Annotated in this window: 11 protein-coding genes; 5 read left to right on the top strand and 6 right to left on the bottom strand. The window is 64.7% G+C overall.

Features of this window, described 5'->3' with window-relative positions; translation table 11 throughout:
- Nucleotides 1–84 precede the first annotated feature (84 nt).
- Both FS845_RS26850 and FS845_RS15880 read left to right on the top strand, forming a co-directional pair.
- Nucleotides 85–1,413, top strand: a complete 1,329-nt coding sequence (locus tag FS845_RS26850) for a KGGVGR-motif variant AAA ATPase (protein WP_144637022.1) — start codon at nucleotides 85–87, stop codon at nucleotides 1,411–1,413.
- Nucleotides 1,410–2,885: a hypothetical protein gene (locus FS845_RS15880; protein WP_144637020.1), complete on the top strand. Its 1,476-nt coding sequence runs from the start codon at nucleotides 1,410–1,412 to the stop codon at nucleotides 2,883–2,885. Before FS845_RS26850 ends, FS845_RS15880 begins: the two co-directional genes overlap by 4 nt.
- Nucleotides 2,886–2,888: 3 nt before the next feature.
- Here FS845_RS15880 and FS845_RS15875 read toward each other — a convergent pair whose 3' ends face one another.
- From FS845_RS15875 to FS845_RS15855, 5 genes are all read right to left on the bottom strand, one after another.
- On the bottom strand, nucleotides 2,889–3,611 hold the full coding sequence (locus FS845_RS15875) for a ribonuclease activity regulator RraA (protein WP_144637018.1): 723 nt from the start codon (nucleotides 3,609–3,611) through the stop codon (nucleotides 2,889–2,891).
- A gap of 163 nt (nucleotides 3,612–3,774) precedes the next feature.
- A complete protein-coding gene (locus tag FS845_RS15870; protein WP_144637016.1) occupies nucleotides 3,775–4,755 on the bottom strand; it encodes a tripartite tricarboxylate transporter substrate binding protein in 981 nt (326 codons plus the stop codon).
- 105 nt (nucleotides 4,756–4,860) lie between these two features.
- On the bottom strand, nucleotides 4,861–6,861 hold the full coding sequence (locus FS845_RS15865) for an acyl-CoA synthetase (protein ID WP_144637014.1): 2,001 nt from the start codon (nucleotides 6,859–6,861) through the stop codon (nucleotides 4,861–4,863).
- Entirely contained in the window at nucleotides 6,858–7,985 is a 1,128-nt protein-coding gene (locus FS845_RS15860) for an acyl-CoA dehydrogenase family protein (RefSeq protein ID WP_144637012.1), read from the bottom strand. The genes FS845_RS15865 and FS845_RS15860 overlap by 4 nt, the downstream gene beginning before the upstream one ends.
- A gap of 9 nt (nucleotides 7,986–7,994) precedes the next feature.
- Nucleotides 7,995–9,185 (bottom strand): acyl-CoA dehydrogenase family protein, encoded by a 1,191-nt coding sequence (locus FS845_RS15855; RefSeq protein ID WP_144637010.1) that lies wholly within the window; start codon nucleotides 9,183–9,185, stop codon nucleotides 7,995–7,997.
- A gap of 217 nt (nucleotides 9,186–9,402) precedes the next feature.
- Between FS845_RS15855 and FS845_RS15850 the strand changes: the two genes are divergently transcribed.
- Entirely contained in the window at nucleotides 9,403–10,347 is a 945-nt protein-coding gene (locus tag FS845_RS15850; RefSeq protein WP_144637008.1) for a LysR family transcriptional regulator, read from the top strand.
- Nucleotides 10,348–10,412: 65 nt separating this feature from the next.
- Complete coding sequence (locus tag FS845_RS15845) at nucleotides 10,413–11,825, top strand: amidase (RefSeq protein WP_144637006.1); 1,413 nt, start codon at nucleotides 10,413–10,415, stop codon at nucleotides 11,823–11,825.
- Nucleotides 11,826–11,885: 60 nt separating this feature from the next.
- Here the strand turns inward: FS845_RS15845 and FS845_RS15840 are convergent, their stop codons facing one another.
- Nucleotides 11,886–12,170, bottom strand: a complete 285-nt coding sequence (locus FS845_RS15840) for an acylphosphatase (protein WP_144637004.1) — start codon at nucleotides 12,168–12,170, stop codon at nucleotides 11,886–11,888.
- A 188-nt stretch (nucleotides 12,171–12,358) separates the two neighbouring features.
- Between FS845_RS15840 and FS845_RS15835 the strand changes: the two genes are divergently transcribed.
- Complete coding sequence (locus FS845_RS15835; protein WP_144637002.1) at nucleotides 12,359–13,522, top strand: alpha-hydroxy acid oxidase; 1,164 nt, start codon at nucleotides 12,359–12,361, stop codon at nucleotides 13,520–13,522.
- Nucleotides 13,523–13,525 lie beyond the last annotated feature (3 nt).

Raw genomic sequence — 13,525 nt, 5'->3', positions numbered from 1 at the left:
GACGATGAAAGGCTTGAAAGACACAAATCAAGTGCTAAGCGGTTGTTGTCAGCAGCTAAAGTTATCGGATATAGAGGTGGTTAAATGATTATGTTTGATGACGCTCTTGGGGTGGTCGAGAGGCTCCTCGAAGGAAAATTTCAAGCCTCTAAACAAAAACCGCAGGCGACTATAGTTCGTGATATTCAGGGCGCAATAACTGTCGTGCTTCCTGATGATTCCATGAATGCCGAAGAATGGCAATCCCTGGCTAGTGATTTGCATGTGGCTCTTGAAAATTACAGCTCTGGAAAAAATCAAGTCCTTCTAAAGCAAAGTGATCTGATTGATCCAGAGGACGTTATCGGCTCGCCGGATCGGGTCTCTATTTGGCACGGGGCAGGGTATTTGGTGGATAGGTTAATCACCAATCAAGACTGGTTGCGTGAGCCGCTGTCATTACGGCCGACAATTCCCACCGCAGTTGCATTTAGCATCAAGGGCGGTGTGGGAAGAAGTACTGCATTTTCTATGCTCGCTTGGTATCTCGCGAGGCAAGGTAAGCGTGTGTTAGTTATAGATTTAGACCTCGAAGCTCCGGGCATTGGTTCTATTCTGACATCGACTCTTCCTGATTTTGGGCTTATTGACTGGCTGATTGAAGATCTAAATGGCGGGGCAGACGGGGGGCTTCTTAGCCGCTGCGTGGCGGATTGCGAAATTGGGAACGATTCTGCCGGAGAAATAAAAGTGATCCCAGCCTATGGGGCGCTGACGGGCAATTACGTTTCTAAGCTAGGACGCGTCTATATGCCGTCCACAAGCGGGTCCGAAGTGGTAGGCTTGGCAGAGCGACTCCAAAAACTGCTTCAATTTTGTGAAAATATAGATAATTATGAAGTAGACGTTATATTGTTGGATGCGCGAGCTGGATTGCATGATATTGGATCAGCCGCAGTTACTAGGTTGGCCGCCGAGGCGTTTTTCTTTGGTCGAAATGACGATCAAAATTGGTGGGCCTTTGGGCAACTTTTTGACCATCTGCGTGCTGCTAGATCAGTTCAGCATGGAATGGGAAGCGATGATGACCTCCGGTGGCGACTGAAAATGGTCGCAGCGCAGACGGAGCCGCGAGAAGATGTCAGGAAGAATTGGGTTTCCTCGTCTTATGAGGCATGGAATAGCTTCTACGACGATGAAACAGCGGCAACCTCTTCAGGGTTTGAGCCCCAGGTATTTGATAGGTTTAGTGTGGAAGCGCCGCATTACCCATTTTTTATTAATTTTGACCTCGGAGTCCGCGGTCTGTCGCTCACTTCACCAGGTGCTCGTCCTGACTGGTCTTTCATTCAAGGAATATTTGGCGAATTTTTCGACGGGGTCTATCACCGACTTTGGCCTCAAGAGAAGCCGGAGATGGAGGTAGGGAAGTGAAAAATTTGACCTTTAATTTTGACTCGCTTGAGATCCGGCTGGCGCTATCGCGGATCGAAGATACCGCACAGGAATCGTTGCGTCCGCCTAGTCGAAATTCAATGTACATGCCGGCCTCGCATGCGAAAGCACTCGGCCTTAATTCAAGTGTTGTTGTTGGGATGAGAGGATCTGGTAAAAGCTACTGGACTGCTGTTCTTAATAGCAAAGAGCACAGGGAGTACGTAGCAAAAGCTGGACGCTTGCCGGAGCTTTTGAAGGCTCAGGTGGCAATCGGATTTGCGCTCGATCCAAGTAGCGAAGAGTTTCCGACGCCCCTTGACCTATCTAATTTGATTCAGTCAGGTGTTGACCCTTCTGATGTCTGGCACACTATTGTTCTCTGGCATGCTTTAAAATTTTTAAAGAATCCTCATTTTTGGGGCAGATCTTGGGAAGAGGCTGTGAAGTGGTTTACAGCAAACCCAAAAAAGGGGGCTGCGCTGCTCGCTGAGTGTGATCGCGAACTTGCAGATCAAGGGAAAACTTTACTCGTAGTATTTGATGCCCTGGACCGCATTGGTAACGATTGGTCGGAGGTGAGGCAGTATTTGCGGTCATTGCTCCAGTTTGCTCTTATCTGTAGATCGCGTCGTGCAATTCGCTTGAAGATATTTCTTCGTCCTGATATGGAAGAGGACGATGAAGTTTGGAATTTCGTAGATAGCTCTAAGTTAAGAGCTAATCGAGTTGAATTGACTTGGCGTCCTAGCGATCTCTTTGCTCTTGTATTGATGTATTTGGCAAATGAGCATCAAGTAGGTAAAAGCTTTAGAGAGGAAGTGGCGAGGAAAGCAAAAATTGACTGGCCCCAAGAATCTAAGACCTATCAACTGCCACGTTCGTTAAGTTCCGGGGAGCAACCGGCGAGGTCGGTCATTGAGTCAATTACTGGGCCGTGGGTAGGTACGTCAGCAAAGCGTGGATATGTATATACATGGGTACCTACGCATCTAGCGGATGCACGAGGCCGCTTGGGGCCTCGAAGTTTTTTGCTTGCTTTCCGGGCTGCTGCGGAGTGGACCGAAGAGCATGAGCCTGAGCATAATCACGCGCTGCATTTTCGAGGTATTCAGCAAGGCGTCACCAAAGCGTCAGAGATCAGGGTGGGAGAAATATCCGAGGATTATCCATGGGTAAAACCGCTATTGGAGGCCGCGCGGGGATTGACTGTTCCGTGCGAAGCGAGCGGTTTAACCGAATACTGGAAGCGGACCTGGATGGAGCGATTTAGAGAAGCGACGGCCGAGAAGCTGCCTCCTCGTAGATACGGTACTGATCCTTTACGAAGAGGTACCCGAGATGCATTGATTGAAGATCTGGTCGAGCTCGCAATTCTCTATCGGACCGAGGATGACAGATTGAATATGCCGGATATTTTCCGCGTCGGCTTCGGCATTAGACGTATGGGGGGAGTCAGGCCGCCCAGATAAGCCTCATAGCTGCTGCTTCACCCAAGCCTCATAACGCGCCCGGTTCTCCTCATTCGGCGGATACAACCCCGGCAGCGATTGCCCCTCGGCCACCTGCTGCATGATCCACCCATCCTGCCGCTCCTGCTCCACCGCGGCATCGATCACCTCATCCAGCAGCGCCGCCGGAATCAGCACGGCCCCATCGCCATCGGCCACGACGATGTCGTCGGGATAAACCGCCACGCCGCCGCAGCCGATCGGCTCCTGCCAGCCCACGAAGGTCAGCCCCGCCACCGACGGGGGCGCGGCGGCGCCCGCGCACCACACGGGCAGGTCCGTATCCAGCACGCCGTCCATGTCGCGCATGGCGCCGTCGGTGACCAGGCCCAGTACCTTGCGCTTGGCCATGCGGGCGCACAGGATGTCGCCGAAGATGCCGGCGTCGGTGACGCCCATCGCGTCGACCACGACGATGCAGCCCGGCGGGATGGCCTCAATGGCGGAGCGGGTGGAGATCAGCGAGCTCCACGAGGCCGGCGTGGCCAGGTCTTCGCGGGCGGGCACGAAGCGCATGGTGAAGGCGCGGCCCACGACGCGGGACTGGCCTGTGCGAATGGGCTTGGCGCCGCGCATCCACACGTTGCGCAACCCCTTCTTGAGCAGCACGGTGGTCAAGGTGGCGGTGGTGACGCTGGACAGCGCGCGCACGATGTCGTTGTCCAGCTCGATCGGGTCCATGCCCATGGGGTGCTCCTGAGTGTCGGGTGGCAGGCTGCTGATGGCCTTTGCAAGGACCGTAGCACATCCACGCTACCGCCAATACCGCTTGGCGGAATCAAGCGCGAACGCTTTGCGGTTGCTTGCGCAGGCCGGTGCCGGGCCCGACATTCAGGCACTCATGGCGTGCTCATTTCGCGGATAGCCCCAACCTGTCGATCATCTCCTTGTCCTTCACGAAGGTCTGGCTGGCCCAGTTCCTGAAGTCCTCGCCGGTGCTGTACGCCGCGTCCTGGTTCAGCTGCCGCATGATCTCCACGCTCTCCGGATCGAGCAGCGCCTGCTTGAACGCGTCGTGCAGGATCTTCACGATCTTCGGGTCCATGCCCTTCGGTCCCGCCAGGCCATACGGCGAGGTGGACACGACACCGTAGCCCAGCTCCTTGGCGGTGGGCACGTCGGGCCAGCGCTCGGTGCGCTTCTCGCCGAAGGTGACCAGGAGGCGCATCTGGCCGCCATCCACGAACTTGTCCCAGCCCGCGGCATCGCTCTGCGCCATGATGTGGCCGCCCAGCAGGGCCTGCTGCAGCTCGGCGCTGCCCTTGAAGGGGATGTGCTCCAGCTTCACCTTGGCGTTGATGGCCACTTCTTCCATGAACAGGTGCGGCGACGAGCCCGTGCCGGTGGAGCCGTAGTTGACGCTGCCCGGCTTGTCGCGCGCGGCCTGGATGTACTGGTTGAAGGTCTTGAACGGCGAGTCGCTGCGCACGGTCAGGCCGAAGGTGTAGCCGGACAGGCCCATGATGAAGGTGAAGTCGTCGATGGGATGCCACTTCACCTTCTGCATGTGCGGCATGCGCAAGAGACCCAGCGGATATTGCGAGATGGTGTAGCCGTCGGGCTTGGCGGTCATGGCCATGCCGCTGGGGCCCAGCGTGCCGCCCGCGCCGGGCCGGTTCTCGACGATGACGGGCTGGCCCAGGTGCTTGCCGGCGATGTGCGCCAGCGCGCGCATGTGGCGGTCGGTGGAGCCGCCGGCGGGCCAGGGCACGATCAGCGTGATGGGTTTGTTGGGGTAGGTGTCGGCGGCGTGCGCGCTGGGCAGGGCGGCGGCCAGCACCGCGCCGGCAAGCGCCAGCAGGCAGGCGCGTCGGGTGGACGGCTGGGTCATGGGGGTTGTCTCCTACGGTTTATCGTTGGTATGTGTCGTTGTTCTGGTGCATCGACTGCTGCGGCAGCGTTCTCGCGCCTCGGTACGTCCGTCCCGCGGTACAGCTTATTGTTTCTCTTGAAACCGGATGTCCAGCGGCAGGCGCTTCAAGCCCTCGCGGACGGATTCATATAACAGGAGGTCGATGACACCTGACGGCGTCACGACCACCGTGGTCGGCGAGTCCGCCCGGACCGTCAGCGGCGGCACGCCCGCGCCGCCCGCGGCCTGCCACAGGCGCTGGGCTTCATTGGCGACGGCGGCCTCGGTGGCCAGGCGGCGCAGCTCGGGCTTGTAGATCTTGCCCACGTTGGTGGTCGGCAGCGCGGGCAAGATGGTGATGCGCTTGGGGCGCGCGGGCGCTTCCTCGACGTGGCTGGCGGCGTAGGCCAGCAGCTCGGTCTCGCTGACGTCCACGCCTTCGGCCAGCACGGCATAGGCCACGGGCAGTTCGCCCGCGTAGGCATCGGGCGCGCCCACCGCGGCGCACAGCCGCACGGCGGGGTGGCCGCCCAGCGCGTCCTCGATGGCCTTGGGATCGATGTTGTGGCCGCTGCGGATGATCAGGTCCTTGGCGCGGCCCTTCAGGTGCAGGCGGCCTTCGTCGTCGACCAGCCCGATGTCGCCCGTGATCAGCCAGCCGTCCGGCATGAAGGCCTCCGCGGTGTCGGCGGGATCGAGGTAGCCGGGGAACACGTTGGGCGAGCGGAACAGCACCATGCCGACCTCGCCCGCGGGCAGGTCGCGGCCGTTGCCGTCCAGGCTGTCCAGCGCCACGATGCGCATGCGCGCGTACGGCAGCGGAAAGCCCACGCAGCCCACCGCGCCGATCACGCCGGGCGGGGTGATGCTGGAGATGCCGGCCATCTCGGTCATGCCCAGGCTCTCGTGCACGTGCAGGCCGAACTGGCGTTCGAAGCGCGCGGCCAGCTCGGGCGGCAGCAGCGCGGCGCCGGTGCGGCAGTAGCGCAGCGTAGAGATGTCGGCGCCGTCCAGCGGCACTTCGGCCAGCGCCGCCAGCACCGTCGGCACGCCCTGCAGCGAGGTGGCGCGATGGTGTTCGACCAGGCGCCAGTAGTTGCGGATGATGTCGCGGTTGCGCATCAGCGTGGTGGTCGGGATGACGATCTCCACGCCGGCCGACAGCGCGGCCAGCGAGGACGGCAGCACGCCGGCCACGTGGAACAGCGGATAGCCGTTGATCACGACGTCGTGCGGGCCCGCGCCCTGCATCTGCATGCCGGCCCATGCCGTGAAGACCTGGTTGGCGTGTGTGTGGATGGCAAGCTTGGGCGCGCCGGTGGTGCCGCCGGTGTGGAAGTAGGCAGCGACGTCGCCGCCTTGCGGGACGCGGCCGCTGGCGAGGCGGTCGTGCGGCTGGGCGGCGAGCGCGTCGTGGAAGTCGAGGGTGCGTACGCGGCTGCCGGCGTGCTGTTCGGAGGACGCCGGAGCGGCCTCGTGAGGCGTGCCCATCGATGCCGGCTGCGCATCCACCGCCATATCCACGGGCGCCACCCGCAATACCACCCGCAGCGTCGGCACCGCATCCGCCAGCCGCAACGCCTTCGACCAGATCCCCGATTCCGTGTCGCTGCCGTACGCGATCATCGCCACCGCGCCCGTCGCGTTCAGCAGCGCCGCCAGCTTGTCCTCGTTCAGCATGGGATTGAGCGGCTGCACGATGCCGGCCGCTTCGCCGCCCCACAAGGCCAGGTGAGACTCCAGGCAGCCGGGCAGCATGATCGCCACGCTGTCGCGCGCGCCTACGCCCAGGGCATGCAGCGCATTGGCGGTGCGGTGGATGCCTTGCAGCAATTCCGCGTAGCTGAGCACATCGGCCGTCGCGCCGGGCTCGGCGGTGCGCAGGAATGTCAACGCCCGCTTCGGTCCGAATGCCGCGGCGGCATTGCGGAAGATCTCGTAGGTGCTGGCCGCGGTGACGGCCTCTTCCAGCGGACGCGCTTCCAACCTGCGCACGTCGGCCAGGCTGCGCACGGGCGGGCCCGCGCGAAAGGCGCGTTGGGCGGCGACGGCGTCGTCGGGCCAGGGGGGCGCGGCAGTCGTCATGCGTGCTGCGCCCGGTCCAGCGCGATGTAGCGCGCCAGATGTTCGTCCTCGTCGCCCAGCTGATGGTCGATCATCACCAGGCGCTTGGCGTAATGGGCCAGCGGCAGTTCCCAGGTCATGCCGATGCCGCCATGCAACTGGACGGTCTCTTCGGCCACCAGCGCGCCCACGCGGCCGATGGTGGACTTGGCGGCGGCCAGCGCGCGCTCGCGCGCCACGCGGTCATCGTCGTCGTCCACGGCCGAGGCGGCGTTGATGACCGCCGAGCGCGCCTGCTCGATCTCTATCACCAGTTCGGTCATGCGGTGCTGCAGGGCCTGGAACTGGCCGATCACGGCGCCGAACTGGCGGCGCGTGCGCAGGTAGTCCAGCGTGGCTTCGCGGATGACGTCCATGATGCCGACGGCTTCGGCGCACAACGCCAGGATGCCGCGGCCCAGCGCCTGTTCCAGCACCGGGGGGCCTGCCTGCTCCAGCAACGACGAGGCCGGCACGCGCACGCCGCGCATTTCCAGGTCGGCCACGCGGCCGCCATCGATGGTGGCGCAGTCCCGCACCGTCAGGCCGGCCGCGTCGCGCGGCACCAGGAACAGCAGCGTGTCTCCCTTGCCCGCATCGGCGCGCGTCGTGGAGACGACGAAATGCTCCGCCGCCTGCACGCACGGCACCGCGGCTTTCACGCCGTCCAGCACCCAGCCCTGGCCATCGGCCCGGGCACGCGTGGCGATGCGATCCGGCGCGTAGCCGCCCGCCTCTTCATGCGCCAGCACGACGATCTCGTCGCCAGCGATCATGCGTTCCAGCATGCCGCGATGCGCATCGCCCGCGGCGGCCAGCACGCTGCCCGCCATCAAGGTGCCCAGGAAAGGCTCGGCAACCAGCCCGCGGCCCAGGGCCTCGAACACGACGGTGATGTCGAAGGCGCCGCCGCCCAGGCCGCCGGCGTCCTCGCGGAACAGGGCCGCGATGGCGCCCTGCTCGGCGAAGCGCCGCCACAGCTGGGGATCGTGCCCCGTGTCGGAATACGCGATGCGCATGCGCGTGGCGGCGTCATGCTGCTGGCCGATGAAGCGGCCCAGCATGTCCGCCAGCATGCGGCGATCGTCGGTGTGCTGAAGGTCCATGTGTGCGCCCTATAGTCCCAGGATCATTTTCGAGATGATGTTGCGCTGGATCTCGTTGGAGCCGCCGAAGATCGACAGCTTGCGCAGGTTGAAGTAGCGCGCGGCCGAGCCCTCGGTGCCCGGCGGCCCGAAGCCCAGCGCGTCGCCCGCCTCCAGCATGCGCGGATCGTGCGCCCGGCCATGCGGGCCGGCGGCGCGGCGCATCAGCGACGAGATCTCCTGCCGGATCTGCGTGCCGCGTATCTTCAGCATCGAGCTCTCGGCGCCGGGCGTGCCGTGCTCTGAGGCCGCGATCACGCGCAGATTGGTGGTGCGCATGTTGTCCAGGTCGATCTCGACGCGAGCCAGGCGCGCGGCATACAGCGGGTCTTCGGTCAGCGGCCGGCCGTTGCGCACGGCCTTGGACGCGGCCGCTTTCAGCTCGGCCAGCGCGGCATACGACAGGCCCACGCCGGCAATGTTGGTGCGCTCGTAGGTCAGCAGGTATTTGGCGCAGGTCCAGCCGCGGTTCTCCTCGCCCACCAGGTTGTGCGCCGGCACGCGCACGTCGGAAAAGAAGACTTCGTTGACCTCGTGGTCGCCGTCCAGCGTGCGGATGGGCCGCAGCTCGATGCCCGGCGAATTCATGTCGATCAGCAGGAAGCTGATGCCCTCCTGCGGCCGGCCCTCGCTGGCGGTGCGCACCAGGCAGAAGATCATGTTGGCGTGCTGGCCCAGCGTGGTCCAGGTCTTCTGGCCGTTGACGATGTAGTCGTCGCCATCGCGCACGGCGCGTGTCTGCAGCGAGGCCAGGTCCGAGCCCGCGCCGGGTTCGGAATAGCCCTGGCACCACCAGTCCGAGCCATCCAGGATGCGCGGCAGCCAATGGCGTTTCTGCGCCTCGTTGCCGTACTTGATCAGCACGGGTCCCAGCATGCTGACGCCGAAGGGCACGATGCGGGGCGCGCCGGCCAGGGCGCTTTCGTGATCGAACAGGTATTTCTGCGCGGCGCTCCAGCCGGTGCCGCCGTATTCCACGGGCCAGTGGCTGGCCAGCCAGCCGCGCGCGTGCAGCTCGGCGTGCCAGCCTTCCATCTCGGCCTTGCTCAGGTGCTTGCCGGCGCGCACCTTGGCGGCCAGTTCGGGGGAGAGGCGCTGGCGCAGGAAATCGCGCACGTCGTCGCGAAAGGCCAGTTCCTCGGGGCTGAAGGTCAGGTCCATGAAGGGATTCCGTGGCGTGGGAAGCGCGCGAGGCGCGGCTTGCGCGGGCAAGGGGCCGGCATCGCGGCGTGTCTCCGTGTCGAGCCGGTCGTGGGCCGGCGTTCGTCGTATCGACAGATTCTTCGTCAGCAAGCCTTCCTTGACAATCCCTCTTTCCATTGACAATCTGTCCAGGAAGTTTTGACACTGAACGCGTACGCTGCGCAGCAGCAAGCCCATGGACCTGAAGTCGTTGACCCTGCTGGTCGAGATCCTCGATGCCGGCAACCTGAGCGAAGCCGCGCGTCGCCTGAAGATGACGCGTGCCAACGTCAGCTATCACCTGAGCCAGCTGGAGCGTTCGGTCGGCATGCAGTTGGTGCGCCGCACCACGCGACGTGTCGAGCCTACCGAGCTGGGGCTGAAGCTGTATCGCCATGGCCGCAGCATCCAGGACGAGCTGACGGCTGCGCGCGAATCGGTGCAGACGCTGGGCAACACGCTGCAAGGCCGCGTCCGCCTGAGCGTGCCCAGCGGCTACGGGCATTTCGTGATGGCGCCGTGGCTGATGGCCTTCAAGCGGCGCTATCCGGGCATCCTGCTTGACGTGTTGTTCAACAACAGCGTGGACGACCTGGTGCGCGACGAGGTCGACATCGCCGTGCGCATCATGTCCGAGCCGCCGCCCCTGCTGGTGGCGCGCGAACTGGGCACGATCCGCTACTACGCCTGCGTGTCGCGCGACTACGCCGCCCGCCATGCGCTGCCGCGGCATCCCGACGACCTGCGCGAGGCGCCGCTGCTGTATGCCGCCGTGATCGGGCGGCCCACGCGGCTGTCGGCCTACGACGCGCAGGATCGCAAGCACCAGGTCACGCTGGAGGCGCCCGCGGTGGGGTCGCGCGACTATCCCTTCCTGCGCCATGCCATCCTGGAAGGGTTGGGCCTCGGCCTGCTGCCCGACTACGTGGTGCGGGAAGACCTGGCGCGCGGCGACATGATCCGCGTGCTGCCAGAATGGCGGCTGAGCATCTACGGCCGCAGCATGTTCATGCTGTACATGCCCAACCGGCATCATCCGCGCGCCATCGCCACCATGATCGACTACCTGCTGGAATGCGCGCGGGGCGCGGCCTGCACAGGCGCGGCCGGGCCCGCCGCGCATGGCGGGTCCGACGCATAGACCCGGCGTATAGTGAGTGCGCTCGAAAGCCGCTGTCCGCCGTAACGCAACAAGGAGATTTGCCCATGGATTCCACCTCGATCTGCGAGATGACCGCGTTGCAGATGCGCGCCGAGATCGCCGCGGGCCACCTCAGCGCGCGCGAGGTCGTGCAGGCGCACCTGGCCCGCATCGAGCAGTGGAACCCGAAGGTCAACGCCATCGTCACGCTGGACGCGGAAGGTGCTCTGAAGCAGGCCGCGCTGGCTGACCAGGCGCAGGCCGAGGGCAAGCCGCTGGGCCTCTTGCACGGCCTGCCGGTGGCGCACAAGGACAGCTTCCTGACGGCCGGCATGCGCACCACCTACGGCTCGCCGGTGTTCCGCGACTTCGTGCCCACGCGCGACAGCCTGCCGGTCGAGCGCCAGCGCGCGGCCGGGGCCATCACGCTGGGCAAGACCAACCTGCCGGAATTCGGGGCGGGCTCGCACACGTTCAACACGGTGTTCGGCGCCACGCGCAACCCGTACGACCGCAAGCGCACCCCGGGCGGCAGCAGCGGGGGCGCGGCCGCGGCGCTGGCCACGCGCATGCTGCCCCTGGCCGACGGCACGGACATGGGCGGCTCGCTGCGCAATCCCGCAAGCTTCTGCAACGTGGTGGGCCTGCGGCCCTCGCCCGGCCGCGTGCCCAACGTGCCCACGGCGGCGCCGTACAGCACGCTGACCGTGGCGGGCCCCATGGCCCGCACGGTGGGCGACGTGGCGCTGATGCTGGCGGCGCTGTCCGGACCCGATGCGCGCGATCCGCTGGCCATCGAACAGGATCCGCGACGCTTTCTCGATCCGCTGGAGCGCGATTTCCGCGGCGTGCGCGTGGCGGTGACGATGGACTGGGACGGGCTGCCGGTCGAGCCCGCCGTGGTGCAGGCGCTGAAAGCGCAGCTGGAAGTGTTCGCGCGGCTGGGATGCTCGGTGGAAGAGGCCTGCCCCGATTTCGGCGACGCGGACGGCGCCTTCCAGGCCCTGCGCGCGCAGCAGTTCGCCATCGGCCAGGGCGACACGGTGCGCAAGTACCACGACAAGGTGAAGCAGACGGTGATCTGGAACACCGAGCTGGGCTGGTCGCAGCCTGCCGAGCGCCTGGTGCACGCCGAACGCGAACGCGCCGCGCTGTTCGAGCGCATGCATGCCTTCATGCAGCGCTACGACTTCATCATCGGTCCCGTCAGCCAGGTGACGCCGTTCCTGGTGGACGAGGAATACCCGCTGGCCATCGACAACATGCCGATGCTGAACTACATCGACTGGATGCGCTCGGCCTACTACGTGTCGCTGACGGGCCATCCCGCCATCTCGGTGCCGTGCGGCTTCACGCCGGCGGGGCTGCCGGTGGGCCTGCAGATCGTGGGCCGCTACCGCGACGAATGGAGCGTGCTGCAGATGGCGCACGCGTTCGAACGCGAGACGCAGTTCTGGAAGCAGGCGCCGACGTTATGACGGGCGCGGGCCGCAAGGCCTGCCAGCGGCCGCGGCAAGGCCCGCGCGGGCCGGCGCCGCCTACAGCTGCTCGAAACGCCCGTAGCGCTTCTCGCCGAAGTCGCGCTGGGTTTCCAGGTCGGTGACCACGGCCGCGGGCGGCCCGCGGCGCAGCCATTCCAGCATGTGGTCGACCTGGTCGGGCGTGCCCTGCACCAGCGCCTCGACGGTGCCGTCCTCCAGGTTCTGTACCCAGCCGGTCACGCCCAGCATGTGGGCGCGCCGTACCGTGGCGTGGCGATAGCCGACGCCCTGGACCTTGCCCCGGATGGTGACCAGCACGGTTTCGAGGGGGGCGTGTTGCATGATTCTGTCCTTATCCTGCGGATGCGGCGGTGCGGCCGCCATGAGTCTGATTATAGGGACTGGTCAGACCGGTCCGAAGGGTCGGGCGTATACTGGCGACGCCTGCGCAAGGGGGCGCGGCACGGTATTCGCGTTTCATCCACGATATTTGGCGATTCGCCACATATGGCCATCACGATCCCAAGAACATGAGCCAGAACCTCTCCACCATCACCACCATCGAAGACCTGCGGATCATCGCCAAGCGCCGCGTGCCGCGCATGTTCTACGACTACGCCGACTCCGGCGCCTGGACCGAAGGCACCTACCGCGCCAACGAGGCCGACTTCCACAAGATCAAGCTGCGCCAGCGCGTGGCGGTCGACATGGAAGGCCGTTCGCTGGCCACCACCATGGCAGGCCAGGACGCCATCATGCCCGTGGCGCTGGCGCCCACCGGCCTGACCGGCATGCAGCATGCCGACGGCGAGATGCTGGCCGCCAAGGCCGCGGCCGACTTCGGCGTGCCGTTCACGCTGTCCACGATGAGCATCTGCTCCATCGAAGACGTTGCAAAGTACACGCAGAAGCCCTTCTGGTTCCAGCTCTACGTGATGCGCGACCGCGAGTTCATCGACAACCTGATCGACCGCGCCAAGGCGGCCAACTGCTCGGCGCTGGTGCTCACGCTCGACCTGCAGATCCTGGGCCAGCGCCACAAGGACATCAAGAACGGCCTGTCGGCGCCGCCCAAGCCCACGCTGCGCAACATGCTCAACCTGGCCACCAAGCCGCGCTGGTGCATGAACATGCTGGGCACGCCGCGCCGCACCTTCGGCAACATCGTCGGCCACGCCAAGAGCGTCACCGACCTGTCCTCGCTGTCGGCCTGGACCGCCGAGCAGTTCGACCCGCGACTGAGCTGGGCCGACGTCGAGTGGATCAAGAAGCGCTGGGGCGGCAAGCTCATCCTCAAGGGCATCCTGGACGCCGAGGACGCGCGGCTGGCCGCCGAGAGCGGTGCCGATGCGCTCATCGTCAGCAACCACGGCGGCCGCCAGCTCGACGGCGCGCAGTCGTCCATCAGCGTGCTGCCGTCCATCGTCGATGCCGCCGGTTCGCGCATGGAAGTCTGGATGGACGGCGGCATCCGTTCCGGCCAGGACGTGCTGAAGGCCGTGGCGCTGGGCGCGCGCGGCACCATGATCGGCCGCGCCTTTTTGTATGGCCTGGGCGCCTACGGGCAGGCCGGCGTCAGGCGCGTGCTCGAGATCCTGTACCGGGAAATGGACGTCACCATGGCGCTGTGCGGCCGCAAGAACCTGTCGCAGGTGGACCGCAGCATCCTGGTGCCGGGTACGTATCCGGAGTAAGCC

The organism is Bordetella genomosp. 13 (assembly GCF_007679965.1).
Taxonomy (GTDB): domain Bacteria; phylum Pseudomonadota; class Gammaproteobacteria; order Burkholderiales; family Burkholderiaceae_B; genus Bordetella.
The sequence above is the reverse complement of the archived record's forward strand: the minus strand, read 5'-3'. Positions and strand labels throughout refer to the sequence as shown.

Bases quoted from the DNA above. Each gene is read 5' to 3' on its own strand.
- FS845_RS15870 (WP_144637016.1), bottom strand. From the start codon at position 4,755: ATGACCCAGCCGTCCACCCGACGCGCCTGCCTGCTGGCGCTTGCCGGC.
- FS845_RS15860 (WP_144637012.1), bottom strand. From the start codon at position 7,985: ATGGACCTTCAGCACACCGACGATCGCCGCATGCTGGCGGACATGCTG.
- FS845_RS15835 (WP_144637002.1), top strand. From the start codon at position 12,359: ATGAGCCAGAACCTCTCCACCATCACCACCATCGAAGACCTGCGGATC.
- FS845_RS15865 (WP_144637014.1), bottom strand. From the start codon at position 6,861: ATGACGACTGCCGCGCCCCCCTGGCCCGACGACGCCGTCGCCGCCCAA.
- FS845_RS15850 (WP_144637008.1), top strand. From the start codon at position 9,403: ATGGACCTGAAGTCGTTGACCCTGCTGGTCGAGATCCTCGATGCCGGC.
- FS845_RS15855 (WP_144637010.1), bottom strand. From the start codon at position 9,185: ATGGACCTGACCTTCAGCCCCGAGGAACTGGCCTTTCGCGACGACGTG.
- FS845_RS26850 (WP_144637022.1), top strand. From the start codon at position 85: ATGATTATGTTTGATGACGCTCTTGGGGTGGTCGAGAGGCTCCTCGAA.
- FS845_RS15875 (WP_144637018.1), bottom strand. From the start codon at position 3,611: ATGGGCATGGACCCGATCGAGCTGGACAACGACATCGTGCGCGCGCTG.
- FS845_RS15840 (WP_144637004.1), bottom strand. From the start codon at position 12,170: ATGCAACACGCCCCCCTCGAAACCGTGCTGGTCACCATCCGGGGCAAG.
- FS845_RS15845 (WP_144637006.1), top strand. From the start codon at position 10,413: ATGGATTCCACCTCGATCTGCGAGATGACCGCGTTGCAGATGCGCGCC.